Source organism: Cellulomonas sp. P4_A2, assembly GCF_056402515.1.
Genome location: NZ_JBFUHG010000005.1, coordinates 289,970 through 306,728, shown reverse-complemented (window position 1 = coordinate 306,728; position 16,759 = coordinate 289,970). Strand labels below are relative to the sequence as shown.

The 16,759-nt window shown below is 73.3% G+C and carries 16 protein-coding genes; 10 read left to right on the top strand and 6 right to left on the bottom strand.

Annotation, left to right across the window (positions count from 1 at the left end):
* Positions 1-137 precede the first annotated feature (137 nt).
* Positions 138-1,418: a glycoside hydrolase family 6 protein gene (locus tag AC1DUE_RS07675; RefSeq protein WP_477038811.1), complete on the top strand. Its 1,281-nt coding sequence runs from the start codon at positions 138-140 to the stop codon at positions 1,416-1,418.
* A gap of 64 nt (positions 1,419-1,482) precedes the next feature.
* Here the strand turns inward: AC1DUE_RS07675 and AC1DUE_RS07670 are convergent, their stop codons facing one another.
* Positions 1,483-2,271, bottom strand: a complete 789-nt coding sequence (locus tag AC1DUE_RS07670; protein WP_477038810.1) for a glycoside hydrolase family 16 protein — start codon at positions 2,269-2,271, stop codon at positions 1,483-1,485.
* 47 nt (positions 2,272-2,318) lie between these two features.
* Between AC1DUE_RS07670 and AC1DUE_RS07665 the strand changes: the two genes are divergently transcribed.
* Together AC1DUE_RS07665 and AC1DUE_RS07660 are read left to right on the top strand one after the other, a co-directional pair.
* Complete coding sequence (locus AC1DUE_RS07665; protein ID WP_477038809.1) at positions 2,319-2,894, top strand: DUF998 domain-containing protein; 576 nt, start codon at positions 2,319-2,321, stop codon at positions 2,892-2,894.
* A gap of 136 nt (positions 2,895-3,030) precedes the next feature.
* On the top strand, positions 3,031-3,651 hold the full coding sequence (locus AC1DUE_RS07660) for a dihydrofolate reductase family protein (RefSeq protein WP_477038808.1): 621 nt from the start codon (positions 3,031-3,033) through the stop codon (positions 3,649-3,651).
* Positions 3,652-3,656: 5 nt separating this feature from the next.
* Here the strand turns inward: AC1DUE_RS07660 and AC1DUE_RS07655 are convergent, their stop codons facing one another.
* Positions 3,657-4,763, bottom strand: coding sequence for a flavin-containing monooxygenase (locus AC1DUE_RS07655; RefSeq protein WP_477038807.1), 1,107 nt, complete (start codon positions 4,761-4,763; stop codon positions 3,657-3,659).
* A gap of 97 nt (positions 4,764-4,860) precedes the next feature.
* Between AC1DUE_RS07655 and AC1DUE_RS07650 the strand changes: the two genes are divergently transcribed.
* From AC1DUE_RS07650 to AC1DUE_RS07640, 3 genes are read left to right on the top strand one after another with little or no spacing between them, the layout of a single operon-like run.
* The gene (locus AC1DUE_RS07650; protein ID WP_477038806.1) at positions 4,861-5,289 is read left to right on the top strand and encodes a MarR family winged helix-turn-helix transcriptional regulator; all 429 of its coding nucleotides are present in this window, start codon (positions 4,861-4,863) and stop codon (positions 5,287-5,289) included.
* Entirely contained in the window at positions 5,286-6,659 is a 1,374-nt protein-coding gene (locus AC1DUE_RS07645; RefSeq protein WP_477038805.1) for an MFS transporter, read from the top strand. The genes AC1DUE_RS07650 and AC1DUE_RS07645 overlap by 4 nt, the downstream gene beginning before the upstream one ends.
* Entirely contained in the window at positions 6,656-7,213 is a 558-nt protein-coding gene (locus AC1DUE_RS07640) for an isochorismatase family protein (RefSeq protein ID WP_477038804.1), read from the top strand. Before AC1DUE_RS07645 ends, AC1DUE_RS07640 begins: the two co-directional genes overlap by 4 nt.
* Here AC1DUE_RS07640 and rlmC read toward each other — a convergent pair.
* The 4 genes from rlmC to AC1DUE_RS07620 form a co-directional block, all read right to left on the bottom strand.
* On the bottom strand, positions 7,210-8,325 hold the full coding sequence (rlmC, locus tag AC1DUE_RS07635) for a 23S rRNA (uracil(747)-C(5))-methyltransferase RlmC (RefSeq protein WP_477038803.1): 1,116 nt from the start codon (positions 8,323-8,325) through the stop codon (positions 7,210-7,212). The two genes, AC1DUE_RS07640 and rlmC, sit on opposite strands and share 4 nt — an antisense overlap.
* Positions 8,326-8,335: 10 nt before the next feature.
* Positions 8,336-8,839 (bottom strand): mycothiol transferase, encoded by a 504-nt coding sequence (locus tag AC1DUE_RS07630; RefSeq protein ID WP_477038802.1) that lies wholly within the window; start codon positions 8,837-8,839, stop codon positions 8,336-8,338.
* A gap of 104 nt (positions 8,840-8,943) precedes the next feature.
* Positions 8,944-11,079 (bottom strand): alpha/beta fold hydrolase, encoded by a 2,136-nt coding sequence (locus tag AC1DUE_RS07625; protein WP_477038801.1) that lies wholly within the window; start codon positions 11,077-11,079, stop codon positions 8,944-8,946.
* A 32-nt stretch (positions 11,080-11,111) separates the two neighbouring features.
* Positions 11,112-12,203 carry a class I SAM-dependent methyltransferase gene (locus tag AC1DUE_RS07620; protein WP_477038800.1) on the bottom strand — a complete coding sequence of 364 codons (1,092 nt, stop codon included), beginning with the start codon at positions 12,201-12,203 and terminating at the stop codon, positions 11,112-11,114.
* A gap of 107 nt (positions 12,204-12,310) precedes the next feature.
* Between AC1DUE_RS07620 and AC1DUE_RS07615 the strand changes: the two genes are divergently transcribed.
* From AC1DUE_RS07615 to AC1DUE_RS07600, 4 genes are read left to right on the top strand one after another with little or no spacing between them, the layout of a single operon-like run.
* The gene (locus AC1DUE_RS07615; protein WP_477038799.1) at positions 12,311-15,028 is read left to right on the top strand and encodes an AAA family ATPase; all 2,718 of its coding nucleotides are present in this window, start codon (positions 12,311-12,313) and stop codon (positions 15,026-15,028) included.
* 9 nt (positions 15,029-15,037) lie between these two features.
* A complete protein-coding gene (locus tag AC1DUE_RS07610) occupies positions 15,038-15,331 on the top strand; it encodes a DUF1905 domain-containing protein (RefSeq protein ID WP_477038798.1) in 294 nt (97 codons plus the stop codon).
* Positions 15,332-15,363: 32 nt separating this feature from the next.
* Positions 15,364-16,017, top strand: a complete 654-nt coding sequence (locus AC1DUE_RS07605; protein ID WP_477038797.1) for a hypothetical protein — start codon at positions 15,364-15,366, stop codon at positions 16,015-16,017.
* Between the two features lie 22 nt (positions 16,018-16,039).
* On the top strand, positions 16,040-16,711 hold the full coding sequence (locus AC1DUE_RS07600; protein ID WP_477038796.1) for an alpha/beta fold hydrolase: 672 nt from the start codon (positions 16,040-16,042) through the stop codon (positions 16,709-16,711).
* The last annotated feature ends 48 nt before the right edge of the window (positions 16,712-16,759 follow it).

The window sequence follows — 16,759 nt, the reverse complement described above, 5'->3', positions numbered from 1 at the left end:
GCCGCGTGCGGCCGTTCTTTCCTTACCGGTACACCTTGCGGCGGCGGGTGAGTGACGGCATGCTCTGGAGGTGGCAGTGGGAGCGCTCCCCTGCCCGTCACGAGAACGGTCATCCGACAACGACGTAGGAGACTTCCGTGCCCCATCCCCTGGTTCCCACGCGCTCGAGAGTGCTGACGGCCGTCGCCGTGGTAGCGCTCTCACTCGGCGTCGCCGCCCCGGCGGCCGCCCACGACAACCACCACCCCGCGCCCGCGACTCGCCTGTTCACACCGCCGCCGGACAAGGGCGCGGTCCAGCAGATCGCCCAACTGGCCAAGACGCACCAGTGGTCCGACGCCCTGGCGCTCACCAAGATGGCGACGACTCCGCAGGCCGTCTGGTTCACCAAGGGCACGCCGGCCGAGGTCAAGAAATCGGTCCAGAAGACGATGCTCCAGGCGAAGCTGACGCACACGATCCCGGTACTCGTCGCCTACAACCTGCCGTTCCGCGACTGCGCTCAGTACTCGGCGGGTGGGGCGGCCGACACGGCGAGCTACCTGGCGTGGATCGACGCGTTCGCGGCGGGCGTCGGCACCGGACAGGCGATCGTCCTGCTCGAGCCCGACGGCCTGGGCATCATCCCCTGGTACACGACGATCAACGGCGACCACGAGTGGTGCCAGCCCGCCGAGCTCGACCCGGCGACGGCGGCCTCCGACCGGTTCGCCCAGGTCAACGGCGCGGTCGACCGGATCTCGGCGCTGCCGAACACGTCGCTCTACCTCGACGGCACCCACAGTGGCTGGCTGGGCACCGGCGACATCGCCGACCGCCTGCACAGGGCCGGCGTCGAGAAGGCCGACGGGTTCTTCCTGAACGTGTCCAACTACGAGACGAGCGAGCGTCAGGCGAAGTACGCGTCCTGGATCTCGCAGTGCCTCTGGTATGGCACCAACACCGCTGAGGGCGGCTGGCGCGTCGGGCACTTCGACTACTGCGGGAGCCAGTACTACCCCGCCACGTCGAGCGACTTCAGCACGTGGGGCCTCACCGACCAGTGGTACCTCGACAACGTGACCAACGCCGCCAACCCGCCGGCCGGGCCGGACGTCCTGGCGCACGCGGTGATCGACACCAGCCGCAACGGCCAGGGCCCGTGGACCGCACCGGCCGGCAGCCCCGCCGGTGACCCGCAGGTCTGGTGCAACCCGCCGGGCCGTGGGCTCGGCCTGAAGCCGACCCTGAGCACCGGCAACCCGTACGTGGACGCCTACCTGTGGGTCAAGATCCCGGGCGAGTCCGACGGCCAGTGCACCCGGTGGGCACCGGACGGCGGGATCGACCCCGTCCGCGGCTACGCCGACCCGGCAGCGGGTGACTGGTTCCCGCAGATGGCTCTCGAGCTCGTCCACAACGCGAACCCGGGCCTGTAGGACCGACGACCGGGGGCGGCCACMCCCCGCCCCCGGTCAGCGGTGCGCCTGCCCCGCACCCGCGTCAGGACGCGCTGGATCGACGCGGACCTCCGGCGATCCGGTCCACGACGAGCTCCGGGACCGCGTCGTCGTCACCCCCGACCGAGCGGTCGGGGAAGTCGAACACGGCGAGCATCAGCTGCACCGGGTACGTCGGCGGCCGCGGACACGACCGCACGAGCGTCTCGTCGACGAAGAACGACGCCTCGTCGGCCGACCACTCGACCGCGTACGTGTGGAAGTCCGCGACGTCGACGGGTACCCGCGGTGCGGCGAAGTCCTCGGACACGTCGGGGTCGCGGAACGCGTGCAGACCCATCCCCACGGCCGCCGACGACCCCGCGACGACCGCGTCGCCGAACACCTCCATCACGCAGATCTCCGCGCACCGCTCGGGGCGGTCCTCGAGGCCGACCATCCACAGCGCGACCATCGATCGCGGCGTGATCACGGCCCGCGCCCGCATCTCGACGCGGCCGCCCGACGGCGTCCAGCCGTCGAACGGCTCCTGCTGCTCACGCACGACGAGCCCGGGACGGTACGGCTGCTGACCGTCGGTGCTGCCGACCGGACCGGAGCGGTTGCCCGTCTGCAGACCCGAGACGCGGGTGGGCGGTCGGTGGTCCTCGGCGCACCACGGGCCCTGCGACGGCGGGATCGACACGTGCAGGCACGAGTCCCGGATCGCGTACGTGGCGGCCGTCTGCGCACGGGAGCTCCACGCGGGCAGGTAGTGCGGGAACCACAGCCCGCGGTCGAGGTCGGGTGCGTCGAAGTCGTCGACGACCCATCCGTGCGTACCGTCGGCCACGAACCCAGTGTCGTCCGGATGTCCCGCACCAGCACGAGATGAGACCCATGCGCACCGTCCCCGGCTGGGCGCTCGCGTCCGCGATCGCCGCCCCCGTCGGGATGATCGGCGGCTGGACGCTGGCCGCCGCCCGTCAGCCGTCGTTCGACCCGACCACCGAGACGATCAGCGCGCTGGCCGCGACGACCGCCACCGACGCCTGGGTGATGACCGCCGGGCTGGCCCTGACCGGCGTCGCGCACCTGGTCACGGCGGCCGGGCTGGGACCGGTCCCCCGCGCGGGCCGCGCGCTGCTCGCCCTCGGCGGAGCAGCGACGCTCGCCGTGGCGCTCCTGCCGTCCGACGTCGCACCCCGGGCGCACGGGATCGCCGCGACGGTCGGCTTCGGCGCGCTCGCCCTGTGGCCTGCCCTGGCGGCCCGACGCGGACCGGGCGTCCTACGACCGGCCGTCTCGATTACCGCGTCGGCCGCGCTGGTCGGTCTGCTGGCCACGTTCGGTGCCGAGCTGGCGCGCGGCGGCGATGCGATCGGGCTCACCGAGCGCGCGCTCGCCGGGGCGCAGGCGTTGTGGCCGCTGGTGGTCGTGGTCGCCCTTCGCCGGTCGTTGCGCTCACCCGAGTAGGCCCCGCCACCTGCGCGATCGCATCCGGGAGGACCGACGTGCGCACGTTCCCGAGCCGAGCACCAGGCGAGCTGGACCACTCGACGGGCACAGACGTGGTCCTTACCGGGGGTCCAGCCGCGTCCTACGGTGAGGCATGGGAATCGTGAGAGTGAGCGCGTCCGTGTCGCTCGACGGCTTCAGCGCCGGGCCGGACACCTCCACCGAGCACCCCCTGGGCGTCGGCGGCGAGCGCCTGCACCGCTGGCTGTTCCCCGAGCCGGATGCCGACCGTGACGTCCCGGCCGACGGGGCGACGCCGACTGGGCAGGACGCCGAGGTCGCGGCGACGCAGTTCGCTCGCACCGGCGCCGTGATCGTGGGCCGTCTCACCTACGACATCGGCGTGGACCTCTGGGGTGACGTGCCGTTCCCCGTGCCGACGTTCGTCGTGACCAGCCGCCCGCACGAGCCGCGACCCATGCGCAGCGACGTCTTCACGTTCGTCGCCGACGGCATCGGCAGCGCACTCGACCAGGCGCGTGCGGCCGCCGGAGACCGGGACGTGCTGGTCATGGGCGGCGCGAGCGTCCAGCAGCAGTACCTGGCCGCGGGGCTGGTCGACGAGCTGGAGCTCAACGTGGTCCCGGTCCTGCTGCACCGCGGTGTGCGGCTCCTGGACGACACCGGCGACGAGCAGACCGAGCTCGTGCGCACGGGCCTCGTCGCGACGGATGCGGCCACGCACGTGACGTTCCGGGTCGCGCGTCGTCCGTGAGGTCCTCAGCCCGAGCGCCGCCGCGAGACGGCGCGGGCGATCCGGCGGGCGTCCAGGCGCAGCTCGCGGAGCATGCCGCTGATCGGGTGCGTGAACCCCGCGAAGTAGAGCCCGGGCAAGGTCCGCGCCGGCACGCCGTGGTCGTCGAGCACGCCCAGGTCACCGACCACCGCGTCCAGGCCCGGGCGGTACCCGGTGGCCAGGAGCACGATCTCCGGCTCGATGCGGCTCCCGTCGGCGAGCACGACGGCCGGGCCGTCGAACGCCGTCACGGTCGGCACCGGCTCGACGGTCCCCGCCTGCACGGCCGCGATGAGCCCGACGTCCTGCAGCGGCAGCGCCCCCTCGATCACGCGCGTGTACAAGCCGGTGGTCGGCCGGGGCAGACCGTACGGCGACAGGTCGGGCACCTCGACGCGCGCGATCAGCGCGGCGACGGCGTCGACCATCCGCACCGGCATCCGGCGCACGACGATCCCGGTGCCCTGCGCGGGCCAGCCGAAGTTGGAGCGCCGGACGATGTGCGGCGGGGTCCGCACGGCGAGCCGGACGCGCGACGCGCCGCCCTCGGTGAGGTCGACGGCGATCTCGGCGCCCGTGTTCCCGACGCCCACGACGAGCACGTCCCGGCCGACGTACGGCGCCGCGTTCCGGTACTCCGCGGCGTAAACGACCTCGCCGTCGAACGTGCCCGGCCAGCGCGGCGGGACCGGGGTGTGGTTGATCCCCGTCGCGACGACCACCTCGCGGCCGCTCATCACCCCCTGGCTCGTCTCGAGCAGCCACCGGCCGTCGTCGCCCTGCGAGATGCGCGTGACCTCGACCCCCGTCTGCACGCGCAGGTGATGGTGCTCGACGTACTGCTCGAGGTAGGCGACCACGTCGTCGCGCGCCACCCACCGGCCGAACCGCCGCGGGATCCGCAACCCACCCAGGTGCGACAGGTTCCGCGTGGTGTGCAGGTGGAGACGCTCGTAGTGCCGCCGCCAGGAGGCGCCGACGGCGTCGGACCTCTCGAGCACGAGGGCGGGGATGCCACGGCGGTGCAGTGCGGCGGCGGCGGCCAGCCCCGCGGGGCCACCACCGACGACGAGGACAGGGTCGACGGCCATGCGCATTCCTACCGCACGGCAGGCGCGATCGGCTGCGCGGCGCGAGATCAACAGTTTCAACTGGACAGTTTGCACTGACGGAGTTACCGTCGGAGGCATGAACGACGACTCCGTCCGCGCGGCACACGAGCTGCGGGTCGTCGTCGGCCGGCTGCGTCGGCAGCTGCGCGAGGTGAGCGCGACCGGCGACCTGACCCCGTCGCAGACGTCGCTGCTGAGCCGCCTCGACCGCGACGGCGCGGCGTCCGCCAGCGACCTCGCCGCCGCCGAACGCGTCCGGCCCCAGTCCGTCGCCGCCCAGCTGGCTGCGCTCGACGAGCTCGGGCTGATCGAGCGGCACCCCGACCCGAACGACGGCCGCCGCCACCTGATCACGTTGAGCGACGCGGGCGTGGAACGGCTGTCCGGCGACCGGCAGGCCCGCCAGGAGTGGCTCGCCCGTGCCATCGAGGATCGGTTCTCAGACGACGAGCGGCACACGCTCATGGCCGCGCTCGCCCTGCTCGACCGGCTCGCGGAACCGTGACCGCGACCGTCGAACGCACCCAGGCCGTCGGGTTCGACCGCCGCCTGACCGCACCGCTCGTCCTCGGGTCTGTGCTCAACCCGATCAACTCCTCGATGATCGCCGTCTCGTTGATCCCCATCGGGATCGCGTTCGGCGCTCCCCCGGCCCAGACGATCTGGCTGGTCAGCGCGCTGTACCTGGCCACCGCGGTCGGTCAGCCGGTGGTCGGCCGGCTCGTGGAGCTGTTCGGACCGCGCCGGCTCTACCTTCTGGGCACGGGGCTGGTCGGCGTCGCGGGCGTGCTCGGCGCGCTCGCCCCGAGCCTCGGTCTCCTCGTCGGCGCGCGGGTCCTGCTGGGCTTCGGCACCTGCGCCGCCTACCCCGCCGCGATGTATCTGCTGCGCAGCGAGCAGGAGCGCACGGGCGTGAAGAGCCCGGCGTTCGTCCTGACCGCGCTGGCCGTCGCCAACCAGACCGTCGCGATCATCGGGCCCACCCTGGGCGGCCTGCTCATCGGGGTCGGCGGCTGGCGGACGATCTTCACGGTCAACATCCCCCTCGCGATCGCCTGCCTGGTCCTGGGCTCGCGTCGCCTGCCGCGCACCGTGCCCACCACCGAGACCCGCGGCCTCGACGTCCCGGGCATGGTCCTGTTCGCGACGATGCTCACCACGCTCATGCTCTTCCTGACGGAGCCGGCCGCGGACGAGTGGTACCTCCCGGTCGTCGCCGTCGTCGCCGCGATCGCGCTCGTCGTGCGCGAGCTGGGACAGCGGGCACCCTTCCTCGACCTGCGGATCCTGGGCGGGAACGTGCCGCTGCTGGCCACCTACCTGCGCCAGATCCTGCAGTCGACCGTCACGTACGCGTTCATGTACGGGTACGTGCAGTGGCTCGAGGCCGGGCGCGGGCTGAGCGCCTCGTCGGCCGGACTGCTGCTCCTGCCGACGTCGGCCGCGGCGCTGTGCGCGTCGGCGATCTCCGGACGACGCCCGCAGCTGCGCGGGAAGCTCGTCGTCGGCGGGATCGCGCTGGTCGCCGGGACGGTCGCGCTGCTCGAGGTGCACACCAGCACCGCGCTGTGGGTGCTCGTCGGTGTCGCGATGCTGATCGGCGTCTCGCAGGGCCTGAACGGGCTGGCCAACCAGAACGCGCTCTACCGGCAGGCCGAGCCCGCCCGCATGGGCTCGTCGGCGGGGCTGCTACGCACGTTCACCTACCTCGGCGCGATGGCGGCGTCCGCCGTCCTGGCCGCCTCGTTCAGCCACGGCGCCACCACCGCCGGCCTGCACCACCTGACCTGGGTGATGGTCGGCTGCGCCCTCGTCCTGCTCGTCGTCACCGTCCTCGACCGTTCCCTGTCACGCACCACCCTGGAGACCGCATGAGCCTCACCGCGCTCGACCCCGTCACCGCCCTGGTCGTCATCGACCTGCAGAAGGGCATCGTCGGCCAGCCGACGGCACACCCCTCGGCCGACGTCGTCCGGAACGCCGCCGCCCTCGCCGACGCGTTCCGCCGGCGCGGCCTCCCGGTCGTGCTCGTCAACGTCACGGGCGGCGCACCGGGTCGCACGCAGGCCCCTCCCCGCGGCGGCGACCGCCCCGCCGACTGGGCCGACCTCGTGCCCGAGCTGGGCCTGCAGCCGTCCGACCTCACGGTCACCAAGCGCACGTGGGGCGCGTTCCACGGGACCTCCCTGGACGGGGACCTGCGCGACCTCGGCGTCACCCAGGTCGTCGTCGCCGGCATCTCGACGAGCATCGGCGTCGAGTCGACCGCCCGCGGCGCCCACGAGCGGGGCTACAACGTCACGCTCGCCGTCGACGCCATGACGGACATGAACGCGGACGCGCACGACAACAGCGTCGGCCGGATCTTCCCGCGCCTCGGCGAGACCGGGACGACCGCCGAGGTCCTCGCGCTGCTCGGCGCCCGCTAGACCCGTTCCAGCAGGGTCAGGACCTCGTAGTGCGTGGTCTGCGGGAACATGTCGAGCAGCTGCCCGCGCACCGGCAGCAGCGACGGCATCGCCGCCAGGTCCCGGGCCAGCGACTCCGCGTTGCAGCTGGAGTAGACGACGTGGGTCGCCGACGACGCCTCGAGGTAGGCCGCGAGCTGCGCCCCGATGCCGCGGCGCGGCGGGTTCACGACCACCAGCTCGGGCGCCTCGTGCGTGACGGCGAACGCGGTGGCGTCATCGGCCTCGAACCGCACCCGGTCCAGTCGGAGGTCCGCCGCCGAGAGGCGGGCGCTCGCGACGGCCTCGACGCTCGTCTCGATCCCGACGACGTCCCGGTCGCCGCCGGCCACGTGCAGCGCGAACCCGCCGACCCCGCAGTACAGGTCCCAGACCGAGGTCGGTCCCACGGAGCCGATCCAGGACGTCGCCTGCCGGTACAGGGCCGCGGCGACGTCGGTGTTCGTCTGGAAGAAGCTCTGCGGGCGCAGGTGCAGGTCGATGTCGTTGACGCGCATCCGCAGGGTCTCGTGCGGCGTCAGCAGGATCTCCCGCTCCCCCTCGAGCACCGCCTTGTGGTCGGGCAGCAGGTTCACCGACGCGACCCGTAGCGCCGGCAGGGCGTCGAGGAGCGCGGGCAGGTGCTTGCGGATCCGCGCCACGGGCTCCTGCGAGCGCAGCACGAACCGGACCATGAGCTCGCCGTCGGGTGACTGCGTGACCAGCAGGTTCTTCAGCTCGCCGGTGCGTGCGGCGATGTCGTACGGCGTGAGGTTCGCGTGCGCGACGAACGCCGCGAGCACCGGGAACACGGCCTGCAACGAGTCGGGGTAGAGCCCGCACGACTGCAGGTCCACGCCGTGGCCGGCCGCGTCGAGGATGCCGAGCGTGGGCTCGTCGGCAGTCCCGGTGACCACCATCTTCGCCTTGTTCCGGTACCCGGACTCGGCGCTCGGGAACGGAGACAGCCACTGCAGGTCGGTGCCCAGGAGGGACTCGACGTGCTCCTGCTTCGCCGCCAGCTGGGCGTCGTACGGCCGGCCCATCCACGTGCACGAGCGGCAGACCTCGGCATCGAAGTAGGCGCAGCGCATACGGGCGAGCCTACGTCGCGCGCTCCAACAGCCCCCGCACGAAGGACGCCTGCCCCGCGTGCTGGAGGCTGTCGCCGATGATGCTCACGAGCCGGACCCCGAGCGTCACGGGCGGATCCCACCGGACGTCCACCACCCGGTCGAGCGCGGCGTCGGACAGGGTCCGCAGGTACGCGGCCGTGCGCGCCGCGGTCGCGTCGTAGTAGCCGAGCAGCAGCTCCGCGCTCGCCTCGACCTGGCCGACCTCGGTGCTGCTCTGCCCGTACCCCGTCTCCTCGTCGCCGAACGGGAGCGCGAACCGGTCGGCCCACTGCGACCACACCTGGTCGGTCCCCGTGACGTCGGCGATCTGCGCGTCCTCCCCGCGGGCAGCGTGCCAGGCCAGCCACGCGATCGTGTTCGCCTGCGGGCCGGCCCGCCACGTCAGCTGGACCACGTCCAGCCCGCCCACGGCGCGGTGCAGCACCCCACCGACCCGTCCGTGCGACTCGACCAGCAGCTCGGTGACATCCATGCGGCCCCTGCCCTCCCGCGGCGCCCCTCGCCGCGCTCACGACCGTAGGGGCAAGCGGCCGTCGCCGCGCGAGCAGGGACCGACAGGTCCTGGCTGCGCGCGGCCTAGAGCAGATCCGCCAGCATCGCGGCCGCGCGGGCCGCGCCGTCCGTCGCGACCGGGCGGTAGCGAACGTCGCGGCCGACCTCCTTGACGATCGCCTCCGCGAGCGCGTCTTGGTCCAGCGCCTCCTCGTAGGGCAGGTGCCGACCCGCCTCGTAGCGGTCGAGGCGCGCCCGCACGTGGAGGTTCTGCTCGAAGTGGTGCCGCAGCGGGACGTACACGAACGGCTTGTTCAGAGCGGTCAGCTCCATCGTGGTCGTCAGGCCGCCCTGCACCACGGCCACGTCGCACGCCGCCAGGTGCCGGAACAGGTCCGGGACGTAGCCGAGCACGGTGGAGCCCTCGTACGCCGGCAACGACGCCGGGTCGATCCGCGGGCCCGTGACGAACGCGAACCGCACCTCCGGCGCGAGCCGACGGACCAGCGGGACGACGTCCATGACCCGACGCAGGAGCGACGTCCCGACGCCGGAGCCGCCGACCGTGACCAGGCAGAGCTTCTCCCCCGGCGCGACGCCCAGCGACTCGCGCACGCGCTGCGTGTCCTGCAGCGCGGCCGGGTCGAAGCCGGTGACGTAGCCGGCGAAGTCGAAGTTCTCCTCGGTCCAGGTACGGATGTTGGGCAGCCCCGGGCCGAAGTCGTCCTCGACGATGTCGTCGGGGTCGCCGACGAACACCGACCGGTCCCGCACGCGCGCGAACCGCGCCCTCTGCTCGATCATCTCCGCGTTGTAGTCGGCGGTCAGCGCGGCCTCGCGGGGTCCGCCGTCGGGCATCGGGAGCCAGCCGACGAAGTCCGTCATCCACGCGAACGAGAAGCGCTTGAGCTCGGGGTTCTCGTGCAGGAAGTAGTCGACGTCCCAGGCCTCGTCGCCGATCACCAGGTCGTAGTCCCCGTCCGCGACGACCTCGTCGAACACCATGAAGTTGTGCACGAGGATCTCGTCCATCCGGCGGATCGTCTGGAACGCGTGCAGGTCGTGCTCGCCGGACTCGTGCTCGATGTGCCCGGACTCGTTGCGCAGCCACGCGGACGCCGGGTGCACCCGCTCGCCGTGCTGGCCGAGCACGCGCGTCACCGGGTGCTGCGCGAGCCAGTCGATCTGCAGGTCGGGCTGCTTCAGGCGCAGCTCGGCCGCGATCGCGACGTCGCGCTGGGCGTGGCCCAGGCCGATGGGCGACGAGAGGTAGAGCGCCCTCTTCGGTCGCGCCGACGCGCGGGTCCACCGCGGCTTCGTCGGGCGGGGGTGGATCGTGTCGACGAACTGCGCGATCAGGTGGTTGACCTTCACCGGGTCGCGCGCGGACGGGCCGTGACCGGCGTGCTCGAGCAGCACCAGGTCGCCGCCGGTCAGCTCGGCCAGCATCTCGCCGAACGCCTGCGGCCGGATGCGGTCGTCGGTGCCGTGCAGCACGACGACCGGGCACCGCACCCGCCGCGCGAGCGGGGCGATCGGCTCGCACACCGCGCCCTCGCAGCCGATCCGGCCGGCGGTCGTGTCGACGAGCGTCTGTGGGCTGATCTCGTGCGCCCAGCCGATGCAGTCCTCGATCTGCTTGGTCGAGTGCGGCTCGGAGAACATCTTCGCGAAGAAGAAGTCGACGAAGTCGTCGTAGCCGTCGCCGAGCCAGTAGTGCAAGTTGTACTTGGCCCAGCCCTCGGTGCTGTCGACGGGCTCGTCGAACGGGACGTGGTCGCGGCCCGGGGTCGCGACGTCGAGGCCGCACGAGGGCGCGATCGCGAACATGCCCTCGACCCGCGACGGGTGCTTGGCGGCGACGTGCACCACGTAGGACGCCCCGCACGACTCGGTGACCATCACCGCGGACTCGGTGCCGGTGGCGTCGAGCACCGCGACGATGTCGTCGGCGTACTCGCCGTCCGTGTAGGCGGCCGCGCCGGCCGGACGGCTGGAGGCGCCGCTGCCGCGGCCGTCGAAGGTGATCACGCGATAGTGCCGGGCCAGGAAGCCGATCTGCGCCTTCCAGAACCGCGACGGGACGATCGACCACGTGGGCACCAGCAGCACGGTGGGCCGGCCCGGGTTCTCATACACCTCGTAGGCCAGATGGACCCCGTCCCGCACCGCGGTCCCGGCCGCGTCGGGGACAGCGGACCTGCTCGGGTGATCGCTCACCCGAGCAGTGTCCGCCTCACGGACGTCCGTCGTCACGGTCGGACCTCGAACACGTTGTTGAACGGGGTGGTCGCCGCGGTCCGGAACGCGCGGAAACCGGCGGCGGTCGAGACGTCGCGGATCTTGGCCGGGCCCGCCTGCGTGCCCAGCGCGAGGCCGACGTCCTGGCTCAGCGACGCGGGCGTGCACAGCAGCGTCGAGAAGCCGTAGTACGCGCGGCCGACGGTGTTGAGGTTGTCCTCGACGTGGTCGCCCGCCATCGGCTCGACGACCATCCACGTGCCGTCGTCGGCGATCGCGCTGCGCACGTGCCGCGCGGCACCGACGGGGTCACCCATGTCGTGCAGGCAGTCGAACATCGCGATCAGGTCGTAGCCCGTGCCCGTGAAGGCGGTGGCCGAGGCGACCTCGAACGTCACGCGGTCCTCGACGCCCGCCGCCTTGGCACGCTCGCGCGCCACCTCGATCGACCCGGCGTGGTAGTCGGACCCGACGAACGTGGCGTTCGGGAACGCCTTGGCCAGCAGGATCGTCGACGCGCCGTGCCCACAGCCGACGTCGGCCACCTTGCCGCCCGCCTCGAGCTTGGCCGAGACGCCCTCGAGCGCCGGGATCCACTCGGTGAGCAGGTGGCCGTTGTACATCGTCCGGAAGAACCGCTCGCACCCGTGGTGCACGTCGCCGTTGTGCGCGTGCCACCCGAGCCCGTCGCCGTCACGAGCGGCCGAGTAGATGTCGGGAGCGTCCCGGACGGTGCCGAGCGCGAGCTGGAAGAAACCCGCCAGGTAGGCGGGACTGGTCGGGTCGGCCAGCGCGACGGCGTGCTCGGCGGGCAGGGTGTAGCGGCGGGCCTCGGCGTCGTAGTCGACATAGCCGCCGGCCGCCTGGTTGTTCAGCCACTCGCGGGCGTACGGCTCGTAGGTGCCGGTCTGCTCGGCCAGCTCCGCCGGCGTGATCGGCCGGCCGTCCGCCATCGCCGTGTAGTAGCCCAGCTTGTCGCCCATCACGACGAGCGCCGTGTTCAGGGTCGCGCCGACCTCATCGACCGCGCGGAACACGAACGACATGAGCTTGTCGGGGTCGATGGCCCGCTGGGTCAGGGCCTGGACGGATGTCTCGGTCATGGTGATGCAGCTCCTCGGTGTGTCGGGTTTGTCGTGTTCGACACTCGCGGAGCCGGTGCCTCCGTCGAATCAGGGGACCCCCCTGGTCCGCTCCCTAGACTCGGAAGGTGCTGGTCGGCCGCGAGCGCGAGCGCCAGGTCATCGCGACCCTGGTGGCTGCCGCGCGCGTGGGCGAGAGCGGCACGCTCGTGCTCACCGGCGAGGCCGGGATCGGCAAGAGCGCGCTGCTCGAGGACGCCGCGACCGCGGTCGCCGACGCCGGGATGCGCGTGCTGCGCGCCGACGGAATCGACGCCGAGCGCGAGGTGCCGTTCGGCGGCCTCCTGCAGCTTCTGCGGCCCGTCCTCCAGCACCTCGACGCCATCCCCGCACCCCAGGCCGAGGCGCTCGGCTCGGCCCTCGCCCTGACGCCCGGCTCCGGCGGCGAGCGGTTCGCGGTGGGCGCCGCGGTGCTCAGCCTGCTGAGCCGGGCGGCCGAGGACAGGCCCGTGGCGGTGCTCGTCGACGACGCGCACCTGCTGGACCCGCCGTCGGCGCAGGCCCTGTGCTTCGCCGCCCGCCGGCTCACCGCCGACCCCGTGGTGATCCTCCTGGCCGTCCGCGACGAGGCCCCGTCGGTGGTCGGCTCTGCCGGGCTGCCGATGCTCCCCGTGGTGGGTCTCGATGCGGCGGACGCAGCACAGCTCGCGGGGTCGCTGGGCAGCAGGCTGTCCGACGACGCCCGGGTGCGGCTGCTCGCGTCGACGGGCGGCAACCCGCTCGCGCTGCTCGAGCTCTCCGACGACGGCGTCGACGCCCTGCCCCCCGGCGCCCCGGTGCCGGTGCCCGCCTCGCTCGCCCGGACGTTCGCGCGCCGCGCGGACGCGCTATCCGCGACGTCGCGGACGGCGGTGATCGTCGCCGCGGCGGCCGGCGGCGACCTCGCCGTCGTCGAGCGGGCGTGCGCGCTGCTCGCCGTCAGCGTCGCCGACCTCGACGAGGCCGAGCGGGCGCAGCTGCTCACCGTCGGCCCGTCCCACGTGACGTTCCGGCACGACCTCGTCCGTTCGGGCATCTACGCCGAGGCGTCGCCCGCGACCCGGCGCGCGGTCCACGCGGCGCTCGCGCAGGCGGTCCCGTACGACGACGTGGACCGGCGGGCGTGGCACCTGGGCGAGGCGACCGCCAGCCCCGACGCCTCGGTCGCCGCGGTGCTCGACCAAGCCGCGACCCGTGCGCGGGCGCGGGGGGCCCACGCGGTCGCGGCTGCGGGGTTCGAGCGCGCCGCCGGCCTGACACCCGACCCGGCCGAGCGCGTCGGGCGGCTGGTGTCTGCCGCGGAGAGCGCCTGGCGCGCGGGCGCGCCCGACTCGGCGACCGACCTGCTGGGCCGGGCCGCCGGTCTGCCGCAGACGTCCGACCTGCGGATCCGGGCCGCCGCACTCGACGGCGCCGTCGCGCTGCGGACGGGGTCGGTCGAGCGCGCGCGGGACGTGCTCGTCGCGGCCGGATCGCAGGTCGCCGACGAGGACCCGGACGCGGCCGTCCTGCTGCTGGCGGACGGGGTGGAAGCCAGCTTGTTCGCCGGGGACACGGCCACGGGCGCGCGCGCCGCCGCCCTGATCGAACGGCTCGAGCCGCGCACCGGACGCGCCCGCTGGGTGGGCACGATGGCGGTCGCCGTCGCCGGGGTCCTCGCGGGTCGCGGCGGGCCCGACCTGCTGCGTGCGGCCATGGCCGAGGCCGACGCCTTCCTCGAGGACCCGCAGCTCGCACCGTGGCTCGTCTTCGGTCCCCTGTTCCTGCGCGAGAGCGCGGTCGGCCGCGACGTCATCCCCGCGGTCGTCGCCCACACCCGCAGCCGCGCGGACATCGGGGGCCTGCCCCTCCTGCTGTTCTACGTCTCGCGTGACCAGGCCACCACCGACGACCGCTGGGACGACGCCGTCGCCGGCTACACCGAGGGGGTCGTGCTGGCGCGCGAGGCGGGGCACGCCACCGACCTCGCGGCCTGCCTCGCGGGGCTCGCCTGGCTCGAGGCCCGGCAGGGAGCCGCCGACGCGTGCGTCGCGCACGCGACCGAGGCCCTCCAGATCACGCGCGCGCACCACCTCGGCTTCTTCCAGGCCTGGGCCATGACCGCGCTCGCGGAGCTCGACCTCGGGCTGGGCCGCACCGAGAGCGCCCTGGAGCGGTTGCGTGAGCTCGACGCGCACCTGGCCGAGCTGGGCCTGCACGACGTCGACCTGTCCCCCGCGCCGGAGATGGTGGAGGCGCTCGTGCAGCTCGGCCAGGTCGACGAGGCCTCCGCGATCGCGGCCGACCTGACCCGACACGCCGAGGTCAAGGGACAGCCGTGGTCGCTCGCGCGGGCGGCACGAGCCGCGGGGCTGACCTGCCCCGACGACGACGTCGACGTGTGCTTCGCGGTCGCGCTCGCCTACCACCAGCACACGCCGGACACCTTCGAGACGGCGCGGACGCAGCTGGCCTACGGCGCCCGTCTGAGGCGGCTCAAGCGGCGGGTCGACGCCCGGGCCCCCCTGCGCGCGGCGTTCACCACGTTCGAGGCGCTGGGTGCGGCGCCGTGGGCCGACCGGGCCGCCCTCGAGCTGCGCGCGACTGGCGAGACCGCCCAGCGACGCAGCACCACGGGCCTCGACCACCTCACCCCGCAAGAGCTGCAGGTCGCCCGGATGCTCGGCGGCGGACGGACGACGCGCGAGGCCGCCGCCGCCCTGTTCCTCAGCCCGAAGACGATCGAGTACCACCTGCGCAACGTCTACCTGAAGCTCGGGGTGCGCTCTCGCACGGAGCTTGCGGCCGCCGTCGGTGCCCGTCCCTAGGCTGAGCGCGTGACCTTCGAGTTCGACGCCCCGCTGTGGCAGTGGTCCGCCCGCACGCAGACGTGGACGTTCGTCAGCGTCCCAGCGGAGATCTCCGACGAGATCCTTGACGTCGCCGGTCCGGCCACCCGCGGGTTCGGCTCGCTGCGCGTCGAGGCGGAGATCGGGCCCACCGTCTGGCGCACGTCGATCTTCCCCGGCGACTCCGGGTACGCGCTCCCGGTGAAGAAGGCCGTCCGCACCGCCAACGAGGCCGACGTCGGCGACGTGCTGCACGTCCGGCTGACCGTGCTCGACCTCTGAAGGTTCGGCCCTGACGCGCCGATGCACCAGGTGTGTTCCTCACCGCGGTGCTGATCGGGTTCCTCGTCCTCGCGGCCGGGGTGTCCGTGCGCTGGGTGCTGACCCGGGTGGATGCGCTGGGCCGCATCGCGCCGTTCCCGAAGATCAGCGTGGGGCTCTGCGTCGCCGTCGCGATCGGGTGCGCGGTGCCGCTCGTGCTGCACGCACGGCTCGAGAGCACGCTCGAGGGCGCCGCGTCGCAGGTCGCCGGCGGACCGGTCGGCGTGCACTGCCAGACCTCCGGCGAGACGTGGACCGACCTGGGCACCGAGCTCGGCTACGTGAAGTGGGGGCCGGGCGGCGTCCCCGAGCGCACGACCCTGATCAAGTACGGCGTCTGCGCCGACCTGCGGTCCTGGCTCTCGTCGGACAAGAAGATCCCACGCCCGGACCAGGTCGTCGCCGTGCACGTGCTCACCCACGAGACGATGCACATGATCGGGATCACCAACGAGGCGCAGGCCGAGTGCGCCGCCATGCAGCGGGACGCCCGGATGGCGCAGGCCCTCGGCGCTACCCCCGCGCAGGCGCAGGTCCTCGCCCGTCGGTACTGGGTCGAGGTCTATCCGCAGATGCCCGAGGGGTACACCGGCGGCTGCGGCCCGGGCGGGCAGTGGGACGAGCACCTGGGGGTCGCGCCCTGGTAGGCCCTCCCCTACCGTGGACGGCGTGAGCGACGCCATCGCCCTGATCCCCGGCGCAGGCGGCCAGGGCTGGCTCTGGCACCTCGTCGAGGCCGACCTGCGCGCCCGAGGGTTCGACGCCTTCGCGATCGACCTGCCCGCGGCCGACGAGGACAGCGGCCTGCCGGCGTACGCCGACACCGTCGTCGCGGCGATCGGCGACCGGACCGACGTCACGCTCGTCGCGCAGTCGATGGGCGGCTTCACCGCCCCGCTCGTCTCGCAGCGCGTGCCCACCCGCGGAGTCGTGTTCGTCAACGCGATGATCCCGCTCCCCGGCGAGACCGCGGGTGACTGGTGGGACGACGTGGGCTCGCACGAGGCCCTCGTGAAGGCGGCCGAGGAGCGCGGCTACACCACGGAGTTCGACGACGACGTGTACTTCAACCATGACGTCCCCGCCGACCTCGTCGCGTACATGAACGAGCACCCGTCCCCCGAGACGCAGACGATCTTCGGCGACGCGTGCACGTTCACGTCCTGGCCCGAGCGGGTCACGGTCATCGCCGGCCGTGACGACCGGCTCTTCCCGCTCGAGCTGCAGCAGCGCGTCGCGCGCGAGCGCGTGGGCCGCGAGCCGGTCGTCGTACCCGGTGGTCACCTCGCGGCGCTGAGCTTTCCGACCGAGATCGCCGACGCCATAGCGGCCACCTTCTGAGGGTCGGCGCGCCGCGGGGTTACCGCGCGTAACGTCCGTGTCATCGAG